Annotated in this window: 16 protein-coding genes; 4 read left to right on the top strand and 12 right to left on the bottom strand. The window is 71.6% G+C overall.

The annotated features are described in order from the left end of the window. Positions 1–3: 3 nt before the first annotated feature. The 4 genes from MOV08_RS31245 to MOV08_RS31230 all read right to left on the bottom strand — a co-directional run bounded on the left by MOV08_RS31245 (position 4) and on the right by MOV08_RS31230 (position 3,251). Positions 4–777 carry a sulfite exporter TauE/SafE family protein gene (locus tag MOV08_RS31245; protein ID WP_275309709.1) on the bottom strand — a complete coding sequence of 258 codons (774 nt, stop codon included), beginning with the start codon at positions 775–777 and terminating at the stop codon, positions 4–6. Between the two features lie 78 nt (positions 778–855). Then, positions 856–1,788, bottom strand: a complete 933-nt coding sequence (locus tag MOV08_RS31240; RefSeq protein WP_039637642.1) for an SPFH domain-containing protein — start codon at positions 1,786–1,788, stop codon at positions 856–858. Between the two features lie 99 nt (positions 1,789–1,887). Next, positions 1,888–2,301, bottom strand: coding sequence for an NfeD family protein (locus MOV08_RS31235; RefSeq protein ID WP_039637641.1), 414 nt, complete (start codon positions 2,299–2,301; stop codon positions 1,888–1,890). Between the two features lie 137 nt (positions 2,302–2,438). Continuing rightward, the gene (locus tag MOV08_RS31230) at positions 2,439–3,251 is read right to left on the bottom strand and encodes an ABC transporter ATP-binding protein (RefSeq protein ID WP_275309708.1); all 813 of its coding nucleotides are present in this window, start codon (positions 3,249–3,251) and stop codon (positions 2,439–2,441) included. Between the two features lie 90 nt (positions 3,252–3,341). Between MOV08_RS31230 and MOV08_RS31225 the strand changes: the two genes are divergently transcribed. After that, on the top strand, positions 3,342–4,157 hold the full coding sequence (locus tag MOV08_RS31225; protein WP_275309707.1) for a hypothetical protein: 816 nt from the start codon (positions 3,342–3,344) through the stop codon (positions 4,155–4,157). A gap of 102 nt (positions 4,158–4,259) precedes the next feature. On the opposite strand, the gene MOV08_RS31220 is transcribed toward MOV08_RS31225, so the two are convergent. The 4 genes from MOV08_RS31220 to MOV08_RS31205 all read right to left on the bottom strand — a co-directional run bounded on the left by MOV08_RS31220 (position 4,260) and on the right by MOV08_RS31205 (position 6,920). Further along, a complete protein-coding gene (locus tag MOV08_RS31220) occupies positions 4,260–4,505 on the bottom strand; it encodes a chaplin (protein WP_039637639.1) in 246 nt (81 codons plus the stop codon). Positions 4,506–4,668: 163 nt separating this feature from the next. Continuing rightward, positions 4,669–4,881, bottom strand: coding sequence for a chaplin (locus MOV08_RS31215; protein WP_039641913.1), 213 nt, complete (start codon positions 4,879–4,881; stop codon positions 4,669–4,671). A 217-nt stretch (positions 4,882–5,098) separates the two neighbouring features. Continuing rightward, positions 5,099–5,782 carry a response regulator gene (locus MOV08_RS31210; protein WP_052286966.1) on the bottom strand — a complete coding sequence of 228 codons (684 nt, stop codon included), beginning with the start codon at positions 5,780–5,782 and terminating at the stop codon, positions 5,099–5,101. After that, positions 5,775–6,920, bottom strand: coding sequence for a GAF domain-containing sensor histidine kinase (locus MOV08_RS31205; protein WP_275309706.1), 1,146 nt, complete (start codon positions 6,918–6,920; stop codon positions 5,775–5,777). Before MOV08_RS31205 ends, MOV08_RS31210 begins: the two co-directional genes overlap by 8 nt. A gap of 456 nt (positions 6,921–7,376) precedes the next feature. Between MOV08_RS31205 and MOV08_RS31200 the strand changes: the two genes are divergently transcribed. Then, positions 7,377–8,105: a nitroreductase family protein gene (locus MOV08_RS31200; protein ID WP_203232601.1), complete on the top strand. Its 729-nt coding sequence runs from the start codon at positions 7,377–7,379 to the stop codon at positions 8,103–8,105. Positions 8,106–8,442: 337 nt separating this feature from the next. Next, positions 8,443–9,162 carry a transglycosylase SLT domain-containing protein gene (locus tag MOV08_RS31195; protein WP_275309705.1) on the top strand — a complete coding sequence of 240 codons (720 nt, stop codon included), beginning with the start codon at positions 8,443–8,445 and terminating at the stop codon, positions 9,160–9,162. 102 nt (positions 9,163–9,264) lie between these two features. Here the strand turns inward: MOV08_RS31195 and MOV08_RS31190 are convergent, their stop codons facing one another. After that, on the bottom strand, positions 9,265–11,814 hold the full coding sequence (locus MOV08_RS31190) for an ABC transporter ATP-binding protein/permease (protein WP_275309704.1): 2,550 nt from the start codon (positions 11,812–11,814) through the stop codon (positions 9,265–9,267). Positions 11,815–12,277: 463 nt separating this feature from the next. Here MOV08_RS31190 and serB point away from each other — a divergent pair, with 463 nt between their 5' ends. Beyond that, on the top strand, positions 12,278–13,525 hold the full coding sequence (gene serB, locus MOV08_RS31185; RefSeq protein WP_039637634.1) for a phosphoserine phosphatase SerB: 1,248 nt from the start codon (positions 12,278–12,280) through the stop codon (positions 13,523–13,525). A gap of 168 nt (positions 13,526–13,693) precedes the next feature. Here the strand turns inward: serB and MOV08_RS31180 are convergent, their stop codons facing one another. The 3 genes from MOV08_RS31180 to MOV08_RS31170 all read right to left on the bottom strand — a co-directional run bounded on the left by MOV08_RS31180 (position 13,694) and on the right by MOV08_RS31170 (position 14,878). Continuing rightward, positions 13,694–14,212, bottom strand: coding sequence for a SixA phosphatase family protein (locus MOV08_RS31180; RefSeq protein WP_275309703.1), 519 nt, complete (start codon positions 14,210–14,212; stop codon positions 13,694–13,696). Between the two features lie 111 nt (positions 14,213–14,323). Continuing rightward, positions 14,324–14,542 (bottom strand): hypothetical protein, encoded by a 219-nt coding sequence (locus MOV08_RS31175; RefSeq protein WP_039637632.1) that lies wholly within the window; start codon positions 14,540–14,542, stop codon positions 14,324–14,326. 219 nt (positions 14,543–14,761) lie between these two features. Beyond that, on the bottom strand, positions 14,762–14,878 hold the full coding sequence (locus MOV08_RS31170; protein ID WP_268825885.1) for an SGM_5486 family transporter-associated protein: 117 nt from the start codon (positions 14,876–14,878) through the stop codon (positions 14,762–14,764). Positions 14,879–15,006: the final 128 nt, after the last annotated feature.

Raw genomic sequence — 15,006 nt, 5'->3', positions numbered from 1 at the left:
CCCCTACTTCAGGAGGAGTTGGACGATGGCCACCAGTCCCACCGCGACGATCACGGCACGCAGGGCGGTCGGCGGGAGGCGTCGGCCGATCGTGGCCCCCAGCTGGCCGCCGAGGGCGGAGCCGATCGCGATCAGGGCGACCGCGGTCCAGTCGAAGTCGGCGACGAAGAGGAAGAAGATCGCCGCGACGCCGTTGACGAGCGCGGTGAGGACGTTCTTGAGCGCGTTGACGCGCTGGAGGTCGTCGCTGAGCAGGACGCCCATCAGGGAGAGGTAGATGATGCCCTGGGCGGCGCCGAAGTAGCCGCCGTAGACGCTGGCCAGCAGCAGGCCGGCGAAGAGGGCGAGGCCGCCGTCGCGGTGGGCGGCGGTGCCGTTGCGGGCACGGCGGGCGCGGACCGCGGCGGCGAGCCGAGGCTGCGCGACGACGAGCACCAGGGCGACGGCGATCAGGGCCGGGACGACCGTGTCGAAGGTGCGGGAGGGCAGGGCCAGCAGCAGGACGGCACCCGTCAGGCCGCCGATGAGGGCGGCGGTCGCGAGGCGCAGCACCCGGCGCCCCTGGCCGCGCAGCTCGCGGCGGTACCCTATTGCGCCGCTGATCGAACCGGGCACCAGGCCAAGGGAGTTGGAGACGTTGGCGGTCACCGGCGGGAGGCCGACGGCGAGCAGGACGGGGAAGGTGATCAGGGTGCCGGAACCGACGATGGTGTTGATGGTGCCGGCGCCCAGGCCGGCGACGAAGACTGCGACTGCTTCCCAGAGGGACAAGTCCATCTCCTCACATGATCAGGGTTGCCTCCCCGCCCTTAGGGCGCTGGGCAACCCTGATCATGCACGAGGGGTGTCGCGGCGTCAGTCGATCGGAGGCGCCTGGCGCTCGGGGCCGCCGGGCTTGGGGATGTTGGCGCCGCCCGCGGGGTTGAAGTTGCCGAGGGCGCCGCCGAGGCCCTTGAGCGCGTCGCCGATCTCGCTGGGGACGATCCAGAGCTTGTTGGCGTCGCCCTCGGCGATCTTCGGGAGCATCTGGAGGTACTGGTACGACAGCAGCTTCTGGTCCGGGTCGCCGGCGTGGATGGACTCGAAGACCACCCGGATCGCCTGGGCCTCGCCCTCGGCGCGCAGGGCCGCGGCCTTGGCCTCACCCTCGGCGCGGAGGATCGCGGACTGCTTCTGGCCCTCGGCGGTGAGGATCTCGGACTGCCGGACACCTTCGGCCTGGAGGATGGCGGCGCGCTTGTCGCGGTCGGCGCGCATCTGCTTCTCCATCGAGTCCTGGATGGAGGTGGGCGGCTCGATCGCCTTGAGCTCGACGCGGTTGACGCGGATGCCCCACTTGCCGGTGGCCTCGTCCAGGACGCCGCGCAGCGCCGCGTTGATCTCCTCGCGGGAGGTCAGGGTGCGTTCGAGGTCCATGCCGCCGATGATGTTGCGCAGGGTGGTGACGGTGAGCTGCTCGATCGCCTGGATGTAGCTGGCGACTTCGTAGGTGGCGGCGCGGGCGTCGGTGACCTGGTAGTAGATGACCGTGTCGATGTTGACGACGAGGTTGTCCTGCGTGATCACCGGCTGCGGCGGGAACGGCACGACCTGTTCGCGCAGGTCGATGCGGTTGCGGATGGTGTCGATGAACGGGACGACGATGTTCAGGCCCGCGTTGAGCGTGCGGGTGTAGCGGCCGAAGCGCTCGACGATGGCGGCGCTGGCCTGGGGGATGACCTGGATCGTTTTGAGGAGTGCGATGAAGACGAGCACCACCAGGATGATCAGGACGATGATGATATCCACAGCGGCTCCCGTTGCCCTTCGTTGCTGGCCCGTCCGGCCGCGGCCGGCTTTCTGTTGATCAGTCTTTCAGAGGTGCGGGGCGTCGTGCACCGGGTTCGGTCAGATGACAAGGGCGGTGGCACCCTCGATTTCCACCACGTCGACCTGTTGGCCCGGTTCGTAGACCCGGTCGCCGTCGAGGGCACGGGCGGACCAGACTTCTCCGGCGAGTTTGATGCGGCCGCCGCTCCCCGCGTCGACCCGTTCGAGGACCGTGGCGGTCCTGCCCTTGAGGGCGTCGATGCCGGAGGCGAGGCGCGGGCCCTGGCCGCGGTGGCGGTTGGCGATCGGCCGGACGACGGCGACCAACGCCACCGACACCACCACGAACACCAGGAATTGTGCGACGGTGCCGCCACCGAGCGCTGCGGTGACGGCACCGGCGACGGCGCCGACCGCGAACATCCCGAATTCGGGCAGCGCGGTCACGACGAGCGGAATGCCCAGACCTACGGCGGCGATCAGCCACCACACCCATGGATCCACGGCCTCATGGTAGGTCCGGCGGGCGGCCCGGGGACAGGGCGCGATCGGTCAGCGACCGGTGGCCGCTGCGCGATGGGGGTACCCCCGGACGAAGTCTGGGGGAGCTTCCGCTCGGGCGGTGGCGGTCACTTGAGGGGCAGCCCCTGCGCGGTCCAGCGGTCGGCGCCGTTGCGCTCGACGACGAGCGGGAGGCCGAAGCAGTGCGAGAGGTTGCTGGAGGTCAGCTCCAGGTCGAGCGGGCCGGCGGACAGCACCTTGCCCTGACGGATCATCAGGACATGGGTGAAGCCCGGCGGGATCTCCTCGACGTGGTGGGTGACCATGATCATCGAGGGTGCGTAGGGGTCGCGGGCGAGCCGGCCCAGGCGGCGCACCAGGTCCTCGCGGCCGCCGAGGTCGAGGCCGGCGGCGGGCTCGTCCAGGAGGAGCAGCTCGGGGTCGGTCATCATCGCGCGGGCGATCAGGGTGCGCTTGCGCTCGCCCTCGGAGAGGGTGCCGAACTTCCGGTCCAGGTAGGCGTTCATCCCGAGGCGGTCGAGGAAGGCCCGGGCGCGCTGCTCGTCGACCTCGTCGTAGTCCTCCCGCCAGCTGGCGGTCATGCCGTAGGCGGCGGTGAGGACGGTCTGCAGCACCGTCTGGCTGCGCGGCAGCTTGTCGGCGAGCGCGATGCCGGCGATGCCGATGCGCGGCCGCAGGTCGAAGACGTCGACGCGACCCAGCTGCTCACCGAGGATCCGGGCGGAGCCGGCGCTCGGGAAGAGGTAACTGGAAGCGACGTTCAGCAGGGTGGTCTTGCCGGCGCCGTTGGGGCCGAGGATCACCCAGCGTTCCCCCTCCTTCACCGACCAGGAGACCTGGTCGACCAGAGCCCGTCCTTCGCGGACCACGGATACGTCCACCAGCTCCAGCACATCGCTCATGAGCGCACTGTCTCCCATTGCTTCTCGGTCGTCGTGTGCGCCTGTAGGCGCAGCCCCCCTGCAAACCTACGCCACTCGATGTCAGTGCCGTTCCCTAGGCTGGGGACCATGCTCGACGAACCTCGTTCAGGACGGCTGGCGGCATGGGGAAATGCCCTTTTGGCCGGATTTGTCTCACCTGATGATGCCGCGCACCGGATCGCCGGCGACGACGCGGTGCACCGCGTCTCGGGCCTGCCCGGGGAAGACGCCCCGGTCGGCCTGACGCTCGCCCTGGGGCGACTGCGGACGCTCGGCGCGACCGGCCTGCGGGTGGCACTGCCGGTGCCGGGGCACCCGCTGGGGCTCAGCGGCCCGCCGGAGTTCAACGCGCGGGCCCTGGAGGCCGAGGAGGCGGTGGTCGCCCAGGGCGCCGGTCTGGGCCTGGTCCCGGAGGTGTTCGAGGCGGGCCCCGAGGGTGCGGCCGGCCCCGATGTGCATGTCGAGGTGGTCTGGCACTGCCTGCCGGCGCGCGAGGCGCCGCCGGCCGATGTGCCCTCGCTGGGCGAGGCCGAGCGGGAGCTGGCGGAGGCCCTGCGGGAGGCGACGGAGGTGCTCTCGCGGCTGGACGTGGCCGGATCCGGCCCGGTGGCGGACGCGGCGCTGGCGGCCTACCGGGCGCGGGCGGAGGCCGGCCGGCAGGTGCTGGCGCCGGGCTATCCGCCGCGGGCGGTGCGGGTGCTGGAGCTGGCCCAGCGGGTCGGCGCGTTGATCGACATCGCCCGGAGCGCGGGCGGGGACGGCCGGGAGCACGGCGCGGCGGTCAGTTCGTCGGAGATCGCGGCCCGCGCCGAGGCGCTGCGGCCGGTGGAGCGCACGGCCCGCCGGGCGCAGGTGGCCGCGTACAACTCCGCGGTGGAGGAGCAGGAGCGCCGCCGGGGGTGAACGGCGAAGGTCCCGCCGGCCATGGCGCGGCCGGCGGGACCCACAGGAGAGCCGGGCTGAAGAGCCCTGGGCGGCCCGGGAGTTGGCCCCGGGCCGGCGGTGTCAGTTGTTGACGGACGCGTTGCCGAAGGCGGGGTTGAGCACGCCCCCGACGTTGACGCTGTTGCCGGTGGCGTTCACGGGCACGTGCACCGGGCCCTGGACGACGTTGCCCGAACCGACGCCCGGGGAGTTCACGGCCTCACCCTTGGCGTGCCCGCCGTCGTGGGCGAACGCCGAACCGGCGGCGGCACCGACGGCGAGACCGGTGGTGGCAAGGACAAGGGCGGCCTTTTTGACGCTGTTCATGGTGGCGTGTTCCTCACGTGGTGGCACAGGGCCGGAATGACGGTGACGGTGGAGAGCGGACCGGCCGCACGGCCAGGGCTGGCGGGGCCGGTCCGGATGACCCGCGCGGGCCGGTGGGCGGCCCGGCGCAGGGGTCAGGTGGTCGGAGCGGACGCTCCGACGATCACTTGTTGACGCAGGTGTTGCCGAAGGCCGGGTTGAGCAGGCCGACGATGGAGAGGGTGTTGCCGCAGACGTTCGTGTCGGTGTCCACCGGAGACTGGACGACGTTGCCGGAGAGGACGCCCGGGGACTGCACCGCGGCACCCTGGGACTGCGGGGCGTCGTGCGCGGAGGCGATGCCGGCGCCCGCCAGGACGAGGCCGGCCCCCGCCATCGTGATGGCCGCAATCCGCTTGATGTTCTTCACTTCTCTTGCTCCTCGTTGCCGATGCCGTGGCCAGCCGCCACGACTGCACTGGGAAACGGCCCGGCACGGAGCGGGGATACGCCAAACGGGCTACGTATACACGACAGTATGAATCTCGGATCCGCGAGGCGACGTTCGGCTAATAGCTTTGATGGTCCGTCAGTGCGCCGCACTCCCCTGTGTTTCAGGCCCCGATGCCGTGTCGCACGGCCCACAGGGCGGCCTGGGTGCGGTCGGCGAGGTCGAGTTTCATCAGGATGTTGGAGACGTGGGTCTTGACGGTCTTCTCCGACAGCACCAGCGCGCGGGCGATCTCGCGGTTGGAGCGGCCGTCCGCGATCAGGCCCAGCACCTCGCCCTCCCGCTCGGTGAGCGAACTCCCGCGTCCCTGGCCACCGTTGCCGTCCTCCTGGGAGAGCAGCGCGCCGGCCACCTCGGGCTGGAGCAGGACGTGCCCGGCGTGCACCGAGCGGATGGCGCCAGCCAGGGCGTCGGGGTCGATGTCCTTGTAGACGTAGCCGGCCGCGCCGGCGCGCAGGGCCGGGACGACGGTGCGCTGCTCGGTGAAGCTGGTGACGACCAGCACCTTGGCCGGGTTGTCGAGGGTGCGGAGCTGGCGGAGGGCCTCGATGCCGTCCATGCCGGGCATCTTGATGTCCATCAGGACGACGTCCGGCCGCAGTTGCTCGGTGGCCGCGATGCCCTCGGCACCGTCCGACGCCTCCCCCACCACCTCGATGTCGTCCTGGACCTCCAGGAACGTCCGCAGGCCGCGGCGCACCACCTGGTGATCGTCGACCAGCAGCACGCGGATCGCGCGCCCTTCGCCCGTGGCCCGTTCCGTACCGCCCCGCGTGTGGTCAGCCACCGGGCACCTCCATCTCGACAGTGGTGCCCTTGCCGGGCTCCGATTCCACGGTGAGCTTGCCACCGACACCGCCGGCGCGGTCGCGCATCGACACCAGTCCCAGATGCCGACCGGCCCGGCGGACCACCCGGGTGTCGAAGCCCCGCCCGTTGTCGGCGATCTTCAGCAGGGTGCCCTGTCCGGCCCGACCGAGGCTGACCTCGACGCGCTCGGCGCCGGAGTGCCGGAGCGCGTTGTGCAGCGCCTCCTGGGCGACCCGGAGCATCGCCTCCTCCTGGGCGCTGGGGAGGGCCCGTACGCCCTGGGCGGTGAAGGTGACGCGGGCGGAGTGGGCCCGGTCGAGGACCTGGATCTGGGAGCGCAGGGTGGCCACCAGCCCGTCCTCGTCCAGTGCCGCGGGGCGCAGCTCGACGACGGCGGCGCGCAGCTCGTCGGCGGCCTCCGCGGCCAGCGCGGCGACCTGGTGGAGCTCGTCCTTGGCGCGGGCCGGGTCGCGGTCGACCAGGGCGGTCGCGGCCTGGGCGGTGAGCCGGAGCGAGAAGAGCTTCTGGGAGACCGCGTCGTGCAGCTCGTGGGCGAGCCGGGCGCGCTCGCCGGCGATGGTCAGCTCGCGGCTGCGCTCGTAGAGGCGGGCGTTGGTCAGGGCGATGGCGGCGTGCTGGGCGAGTATCCCCAGGAGCCGTTCGTCCTCCTCGGTGAATCCGCAGCCGCCGGTGGGCTTGGGGCAGCGCTTGTTGGCCAGGAAGAGGGCGCCGAGGATCTCGTCGCCGTCGGCGACCGGCAGGCCGAGGAAGTCGGACATGTCCGGGTGGGCGGCGGGCCAGCCGCCGAAGCGGGGGTCCTCGCGGACGTCGGCGAGCCGCTCGGGGGTGGCGTTGTGCAGCATCGCGGCGAGGATGCCGTGCTGGCGGGGCAGCGGGCCGATGGCCTTCCACTGCTCGGCGCTGACGCCGTCCACGACGAACTGCGCGAAGCCCCCGTGGTCGTCCGGCACGCCGAGCGCGGCGTACTCGGCGTCCAGCAGCTCACGGGCCGAGGCGACGATCGTCTTGAGGACGTCGCGCACCTCCAGATGCCTGCTCATGGCCAGGATCGCGGTGCTCACCGCGGGAATCCCGGCTCCCGGTCCGTTGCTCATGCGTTCACCGTACCGGCGCGCCGAGCGGCCGGTATCGGTCCGCCGACGCTGCGTGCCTACGCCGGCGGCCCTAGGCCGAACGCCCCGCTCACAGCCGTGCGCGCACCACACCGGAGCCTGGTTTATACCGATTCGCTCTTATGTATGCCTTACACCCCCTTACGTTGCCTGTTGTGTCCCCTTATATAGAGGGCCCCATATAGAGGGGTTCGACGGAGAGGATCGATGCGGGGGATCGATGCAGGGGAGCGATGGAAGGGCGCCCCGGCGCGGGGGCGGATACGGGAGCCGGCAATCGGAATCTTTCCCCTTATATAGGGGTGAAGGGGATTAATGAGGACAGAGTGCGTGATACCGAGGACGGCTTCGCGTCGATCTCGTCCTGGACGCGTGGGGTCTCGGCGGGAATTCGGTGATCCGCGTCTCACGCCGCCGTCGTCGCCCCACACTCTGGGCATGTCCTCTTCACCGCAGGCGCGCACCGCGCCGACACCCCCCGAGCGTTGGACGCCGACCCACGGAGAGCCCTACCGCCCGGTGCCGTACCGGCCCGAGCGGATGCCCGCGGCCGAGTCGCTGGCCCGCGCCGCCGAGCTGCGGGCCCGGATGGACGGCCGTCGGACGGTGCGGCAGTTCGCCCCCGATCCGGTGCCGGAGCAGGTGGTCCGGGACGCGATCGGCTGTGCGGCCACCGCACCGTCCGGGGCCCATCAGCAGCCGTGGACGTTCGTCCTGGTCAAGGACCCCGAGGTGCGCCGCCGGATCAGGGCGGCGGCGGAGGCCGAGGAGCAGCGCTCCTACGAGGGGCGGCTGGGCGAGGAGTGGCTGGCGGCGCTGCGGCCGCTGGGCACGGACGAGGTCAAACCGCACCTGACCGACGCCCCGCACCTGATCGTGGTCTTCCAGCAGCGGCACTGGCTGGGACCGGACGGCACCAAGCGCAAGCACTACTACGTGGACGAGTCGGTGGGCATCGCGGTCGGCATGCTGCTGTCCGCGCTGCATCTGTCGGGGCTGGCGGCGCTGGTGCACACGCCGAGCCCGATGCGGTTCCTCCAGGAGGTGCTGGGGCGGCCGGCCAACGAGAAGGCGTTCGCGGTGATCCCCGTGGGGTACCCGGCACCGGACTGCCAGGTGCCCGATTTGGTCCGAAAGTCCCTTGACCAGGTGCTGGTCGAGGTCTGAGCCGCACAGCCGGCCCACAAAGTACGCACAGTCTGTGCGATTGCAATTACTACCGGCGAGATAAACCTCGACCCGATGTGACCCCGCGCATAGGGCGCAGGTCACTTACGACCCCGGTTAGTGGACTAGCAAATCCGCCTTGAACTGGGAATATTCCCGTCCCGACGCAATCCGGGCAAGGTCGGTTCCACTAACCGGGGTCGTACGTCACACCATTGCTCGGCGAATTTTCGGCCGCTAAGAATGGCTCCCGTCGCTCGGCGCCGGATCGGAACTCGGCGTAATGCCGCCGCTCATGGCCCGTGCGACGCCCCCCATTGGAAGAGGTCGAGCCGCCATGCCCAAGTACGCCGTCTCCGGTCTGAATCTGACCCGCGTCCACAAGCTCACCGCCGCCGGCATCGCCGCCGCGGGTGCCGCCGCGCTGGTCTTCACCGCCGTCCCGGGTGCCGACGCCGGCCAGAGCAAGGCCGAGGCCGCCTCTGCCAGCCTGAACGTCAAGCCGGTGGCCTTCAGCGCCGTCGACACTGCCGCCCGCGCCCAGCAGGCCACCATCGCCCAGCAGGCCGACGCCTCCGCCGCGCAGGGCAAGGCCGAGGCAGCCGCCGCCAAGAAGCGGGCCGAGGCCGAGGCGAAGGCGAAGGCCGAGAAGGAGCGCCAGGTCGAGGCGGCCGCGAGCCGCGCCGCCGTCCGCCAGGCCATCCCCGCCGCCGTCGAGAAGCCGGCCAAGGTCTACCCGAACACCCTGGACGGCTGGATCCGCGAGTCGCTGGACGTCATGGCCAAGCACAACATCCCGGGCAGCTACAACGGCATCTACCGCAACCTGATGCGCGAGTCGTCCGGCAACCCCAAGGCGATCAACCTCTGGGACTCCAACGCCCAGGCGGGCATACCCTCCAAGGGCCTGCTCCAGGTCATCGACCCGACGTTCCGCACATACCACGTCTCCGGTACCTCCTGGAACATCTACGACCCGGTCGCCAACATCACCGCAGCCTGCAACTACGCGGCCGCCCGCTACGGCTCGATGGACAACGTCAACTCGGCCTACTGAGCCGGACGTTCACCGCGGACCACAGCACCCGCGCACACCGCCGAGGGGCGGCACCCGATTCCGGGTGCCGCCCCTCGGCGGTGTGCGCGGTGGTCGCGGGCGCTACTTGCGCATGACCTCCGGCTCGTGGCGGCGCAGCAGCCGCGAGACGACGAGGGCGAGTGTCACGCCCAGGGCGACCAGGATGATCACGTCCATCACGTAGACGCCGGTCTGGTGCTTCCACAGCGGGTCGGGGGTGCCCGGCTCCCACGGCAGCAGGGTGTTCATGTCCTCGGTGGCGCCGAGCGCGGCGACCGCCCAACGGGACGGCATCAGCCAGGAGACCTGGGAGACGCCGACGGTGTCGAAGAGCTGGAAGAGGACACCGGTGAAGACGACCTGGACGATGGCGAACATGACCAGCAGCGGCATGGTCTTCTCGGCCGTCTTGACCAGCGACGAGATGATCAGGCCGACCATCATCGAGGTGAAGCCGAGGGCGATGATCGCGATCGTCATCTCGACGGCCGGGACCTTGGCCACGATCAGGCCCTGGGTCGGCATCTTCCGGGTGGAGAAGCCGATGGCCGCGATGATCACGCCCTGGAGGGCGGTGGCCACGCCCAACACGATGATCTTGGACATCAGGTACGCCGACCGCGACAGGCCGGTGGCCCGTTCGCGCTCGTAGATGACCCGCTCCTTGATCAGCTCACGGACCGAGTTGGCCGCGCCGGAGAAGCACATGCCGACCGCGAGGATCAGCGAGATGGTGCTCGCGTCGCGGTTGGTCTGGTGCTTGGAGACCGGGCCGTACCCGAGGCCGTAGTCGCTGGGGATCAGCAGGGAGACCACGCCGAGCACCGCCGGCAGGATCACCATCAGGGCGAGGAAGCCCCGGTCGGAGGCGAGCACCGAGACATAGCGCCGCATCAGGGTCCACAGCTGGGAACCCCAGCTCTGCGACTTCTGTATGCGGGCCGGCGGGGCCTGGACGCTGACCGACTGCGGCGGGGCGGCGTCGAGGTCCGCGGCGTACATCTGGTAGTGCGGGGAGCCGCGCCAGCGGCCCGCCCAGTCGTAGTCGCGGTAGTTCTCGAACGCCGAGAAGACGTCGGCCCAGGTCTCGTACTGGAAGAAGTTCAGCGCCTCCTCGGGCGGGCCGAAGTAGGCCACCGAGCCGCCCGGCGCCATCACCAACAGCCGGTCGCACAGGGCGAGTTCGGCCACCGAGTGGGTGACGACCAGGACCGTGCGGCCGTCGTCGGCGAGGCCGCGCAGCAGCTGCATGACGTCGCGGTCCATGCCCGGGTCGAGGCCCGAGGTGGGCTCGTCCAGGAAGATCAGCGACGGCTTGGTCAGCAGCTCCAGGGCGACCGAGACGCGCTTGCGCTGGCCGCCGGAGAGCGAGGTGACCTTCTTGTCCTTGTGGACGTCGAGCTTGAGCTCGCGCAGCACCTCGCCGATCCGTGCCTCGCGCTCGGACTCCGCGGTGTCGCCGGGGAAGCGGAGCTTGGCGGCGTAGCGGAGCGCCTTCTGGACGGTCAACTCCTTGTGGAGGATGTCGTCCTGCGGGACCAGGCCGACGCGCTGGCGCAGCTCGGCGAAGTGCTTGTAGAGGTTCCGGTTGTCGTAGAGGACCTCGCCCTCGTTGGCCGGGCGGTAGCCGGTCAGCGCCTTGAGCAGCGTGGACTTGCCGGAACCGGAGGGGCCGATGACGGCGACCAGCGACTTCTCGGGGACGCCGAAGGAGACGTCCTTGAGGATCTTCTTGCCGCCGTCGACGGTGACGGTGAGGTGGCGGGCCGAGAAGGAGACCTCGCCGGTGTCGACGAACTCCTCCAGGCGGTCGCCGACCAGCCGGAAGGTGGAGTGGCCGACGCCGACGGTGTCGTTCGGACCGACCGGCGCGGTGCCGGACTTGGGGACCGGCTGGCCGTTGACGTAGGTGCCGTTGTGGCTGCCCAGGTCGCGGATCTCGAACCGGCCGTCGGGGGTGGCGCGGAACTCCGCGTGGTGCCGGGAGACCTGGAGGTCGGAGACGACCAGCTCGTTGTCGAGCGCACGACCGATCCGCATCACCCGGCCCGAGTCCAGGCGGTGGAAGGTGGTCGGGCTGCGGTCGCCGCCCTGGGCCTGCGGGGCCGGGCGCTGCTGCGGCTGCCCCGACTGCTGGGCGGGGGCGGCCTGCTGGGGCACGCCCTGCTGCGGCTGGCGGGCCTGTTGGGCCTGCTGGGGCGGGACGTACGGCGGCTGCTGGGCCGGGGCCGGGGCCTGCCAGTTCTGCTGGGCCGGCGGCTGCTGCGCGGGCGGCGGCTGCCAGCCCTGCTGCGGTGCGGTCGCGGCGGGCTGCGCGCTGAAGGCGTCGGCGGGCGCCGCGGCGCCGGACAGGCTCAGCCGCGGGCCGTCGGTGGCGTTGCCCAGGTGGACGGCGGAGCCAGGGCCGATCTCCAGCTGCTGGATGCGCTGGCCCTGGACGTAGGTGCCGTTGGTGCTGCCGTGGTCTTCGATGAGCCAGCTGCGACCGGACCACCGGATGGTGGCGTGCCGCCAGGAGACCCTGGCGTCGTCGAGCACCATGTCGCCCTGCGGATCCCGGCCCACGCTGTAGGTCCTGGACGGGTCGAGCGGCCAGGTCCTTCCGTTCAATTCCAGTACGAGTTCAGGCACTCCAGCCCCATTACATAGTCCCCCGAGTGACGCCCTGTGCGGGAAGTCTAGGGATGGCGAAACATCGTGAGGAACTATTTCAGGCTCGGCCCGCGGACCGGAAACCGGGACGGCGCCGGCGCACGGGGTGCACCCGCCGGCATCCGGCGAACCCTCCCGGAGAGCCGGAAGGGCCCGTGGTGTCTGCGATAGCCGGAATTCTGGGCATTTGGCGCACCGCGGGTGGCGTCGGACGCCCTCCGGGCCCCGAAGGCGCCATACCAAAAGGGGAGTTGGAGTGCCAGCCCGGTCCCTCGCACCGGTGCAACCGGGCGGACGCGACACGAGTGCATAACGATCGCGCCGCGCCCCCGGGACCCGGCGCACGGCAGGCCGGGCACCGGCCCGGCGCCCCGGAGACGCGGGGTCCGAACCCCGGACACCCGTACGGCCGCGACCGCCCGCCGGATACCGTGGGGGCACCATGAGCGCATCGCAGACCCCGCCTGCCGCCGCCGCACCAGGCGAAGACGTACCGACACTCCTCGTCAAGATCTTCGGGAAGGACCGGCCCGGCATCACCGCGGGCCTCTTCGACACCCTCGCCGCCTACTCCGTCGATGTCGTGGACATCGAGCAGGTGGTGACCCGGGGCCGCATCACCCTGTGCGTGCTGGTCACCGCCCCCTCCCCCGACCAGGGCACCACCGGGTCCTCCGAGGGCGACCTCCGGGCCACCGTGCACAGCTGGGCCGAGTCGCTGAACCTCCAGGCCGAGATCATCTCCGGTCGTGGCGACAACCGTCCGCGCGGCGTCGGCCGCTCCCACGTCACCGTGCTGGGCCACCCGCTCACCGCGGAGTCCACCGCCGCCATCGCCTCGGCCATAACGGCCACCGGGGGCAATATCGACCGTATTTTCCGGCTCGCCAAGTATCCGGTGACGGCGGTCGAGTTCGCCGTCTCCGGCGCGGAGACCGAGGCGCTGCGCACGGTGCTGGCCCCGGAGGCGGCCCAGCTCGGGGTGGACGTCGCGGTGGTCGCGGCCGGACTGCAGCGCCGGGCGCAGCGGCTGGTGGTGATGGACGTGGACTCCACGCTCATCCAGGACGAGGTCATCGAGCTGTTCGCGGCGCACGCCGGCTGCGAGGCCGAGGTCGCCGAGGTGACCACCGCCGCGATGCGCGGCGAGTTGGACTTCGAGCAGTCGCTGCACGCCCGGGTCGAGCTGCTCCGCGGGCTGGACGCGTCCGTGGTGGACCTGGTCCGCAAGGAGGTGCGGCTCACGCCGGGGGCCCGCACCCTCGTCCGCACGCTCAAGCGGCTCGGCTACCAAGTGGGCGTGGTCTCCGGCGGCTTCACCCAGGTCACCGACGCGCTCCAGGAGGAACTGGGGCTGGACTTCGCCTCCGCCAACACCCTGGAGATCGTCGACGGCAAGCTCACCGGGCGGGTCACCGGCGACATCGTGGACCGGGCCGGCAAGGCCCGGCTGCTGCGGCGGTTCGCCCACGAGGCCGGGGTGCCGCTGGCGCAGACCGTCGCGATCGGCGACGGCGCCAATGACCTGGACATGCTCAACGCCGCCGGGCTGGGGGTCGCCTTCAACGCCAAGCCGGTGGTCCGCGAGGCCGCGCACACCGCGGTCAACGTGCCGTTCCTGGACACCGTGCTCTATCTGCTGGGGATCACCCGCGAAGAGGTGGAGGCGGCGGACACCCACGCGGAGTGAGCGGCCGGGCCCGGCCCGCCGCCCCTCCCGGCCCACCGCCGGCTACCGGACGAGCGACGGGGCCCCGGTGCGCACGATGCGCGCCGGGGCCCCGTCGCATGTCACCCGCCCGCCGCGGGTCGGGCACCGTCGGCTCGCCCGGCGTCCGGGAAGGCGCCGGGGGTGGCCTCAGGCGTGCGGCGACCAGAACGCGACGAGCCGGCCGATGCCGTGCTCGACCGCCTTCCAGGTGCCGTTGAAGGTCAGCACGGCCATCGACGCCGTCGGGAAGCCGCTGCGGTTCATCCGCGCCAGCAGATCCCCCTCGGCCTCCCCCGCCAGGGCGTCGGCGAGGGCGTGCACGCCGGGGTTGTGCCCGACGACCAGCAGGTCGCTCACTTCGTCGGAGGTCTCGTTCAGGATCGCGATGAGCTCGCCGAGGGAGGCTTCGTAGAGCCGCTCGTCGTAGACGGTCTTCGGGCGGTGCGGCAGCTCGGAGACGACCAGCTTCCAGGTCTCGCGGGTGCGGGCGGCCGTCGAGCAGAGGGTCAGTTCGGGGGTGACACCGGCTCCGGCAAGCCAGCGGCCGGCGACCGGGGCGTCCTTGCGGCCGCGGTCGGCGAGCGGACGCTGATGATCGCTCTCGTCGGACCATTCGGCCTTGGCGTGTCGGAGCAGGACAATCCGGCGGGGTGTATCGACGCTCATGCGTCCCAGCTTCGCATGAAACCCGCCGACCGGCGCGGGGTGTTGAAGCGCTGCGCTCGGCCGGGTGATGCTCGCCGCCGGCGCCGGCAGGCGCCCCCGCGCGGGCCCCGCTCACCCCCCGAGCCGGAGCATCCGGGCGAGGAATTCCAGCAGCGGCGCGAGGCTCTGCGTGGCCCGCTCGGCGCCGGCCGCACCGGCCTCGCCGGGACTCGCCACCAGCACCAGCAGGGCTATGAAGGAGACCACCGGCAGCGCCAGCCCCCACCACGGCAGCGCCTTCCGCAGGCGCGGTGCCTTCGCTGCGGACGAACGGCTGAACGCGGCGGACATGGCGGGCTCCAGGAGGAAGTCGCGGGGACGGCGCGCCCCACGAGCGGCGGCGCGCCCACCGCGGTGCCGCGGTGTGACTCCGACGCTACGGATCTCCGGCCGCCGTTCCCATCCGGGAAGCCCCCCATTCGTCCCTGATACCCGCCCCCTAGGGGACGGGGGGACACCCCCACCCCGCGGCGTCCGACCGGCGACCGCACCGGGGAGCCGGCCGCCGGATCATGGCGCGGCGATGCTCGCGACGATCGCCACGATGACGGTGACCCCGAGCATCAGACCCAGGACGAGCAGCAGCTTCTTCTGGCTGCCCTGCGGATTCGGTTCGAGCACTGGCATGCGCCCAGTGTCGCACCCGCCCTCCGCACCGCACCGGCCAGGGCTCGCGAGCGGGTGCGGGGGGCGCGGTGCGGCACCTCGGAAGCCGCCCGGAGGGGACCCGTGACCGGGCGGTTCAGCCGCCGGCC

The sequence above is a fragment of the Streptomyces yunnanensis genome (genome assembly GCF_029011865.1).
GTDB classification, from domain to species: domain Bacteria; phylum Actinomycetota; class Actinomycetes; order Streptomycetales; family Streptomycetaceae; genus Streptomyces; species Streptomyces yunnanensis.
Note: the sequence above shows the minus strand (reverse complement) of the source record. Positions and strands in the feature narration are given on the sequence as shown.

What these genes read in the sequence shown, in the direction of transcription:
- MOV08_RS31200 (WP_203232601.1), top strand. Translation starts at nt 7,377, where the DNA reads ATGTCCTCTTCACCGCAGGCGCGCACCGCGCCGACACCCCCCGAGCGT.
- MOV08_RS31220 (WP_039637639.1), bottom strand. Translation starts at nt 4,505, where the DNA reads ATGAACAGCGTCAAAAAGGCCGCCCTTGTCCTTGCCACCACCGGTCTC.
- MOV08_RS31225 (WP_275309707.1), top strand. Translation starts at nt 3,342, where the DNA reads ATGCTCGACGAACCTCGTTCAGGACGGCTGGCGGCATGGGGAAATGCC.
- MOV08_RS31175 (WP_039637632.1), bottom strand. Translation starts at nt 14,542, where the DNA reads ATGTCCGCCGCGTTCAGCCGTTCGTCCGCAGCGAAGGCACCGCGCCTG.
- MOV08_RS31230 (WP_275309708.1), bottom strand. Translation starts at nt 3,251, where the DNA reads ATGGGAGACAGTGCGCTCATGAGCGATGTGCTGGAGCTGGTGGACGTA.
- MOV08_RS31215 (WP_039641913.1), bottom strand. Translation starts at nt 4,881, where the DNA reads ATGGCGGGGGCCGGCCTCGTCCTGGCGGGCGCCGGCATCGCCTCCGCG.
- MOV08_RS31245 (WP_275309709.1), bottom strand. Translation starts at nt 777, where the DNA reads ATGGACTTGTCCCTCTGGGAAGCAGTCGCAGTCTTCGTCGCCGGCCTG.
- MOV08_RS31170 (WP_268825885.1), bottom strand. Translation starts at nt 14,878, where the DNA reads ATGCCAGTGCTCGAACCGAATCCGCAGGGCAGCCAGAAGAAGCTGCTG.
- MOV08_RS31205 (WP_275309706.1), bottom strand. Translation starts at nt 6,920, where the DNA reads ATGAGCAACGGACCGGGAGCCGGGATTCCCGCGGTGAGCACCGCGATC.
- MOV08_RS31195 (WP_275309705.1), top strand. Translation starts at nt 8,443, where the DNA reads ATGCCCAAGTACGCCGTCTCCGGTCTGAATCTGACCCGCGTCCACAAG.
- serB (WP_039637634.1), top strand. Translation starts at nt 12,278, where the DNA reads ATGAGCGCATCGCAGACCCCGCCTGCCGCCGCCGCACCAGGCGAAGAC.
- MOV08_RS31180 (WP_275309703.1), bottom strand. Translation starts at nt 14,212, where the DNA reads ATGAGCGTCGATACACCCCGCCGGATTGTCCTGCTCCGACACGCCAAG.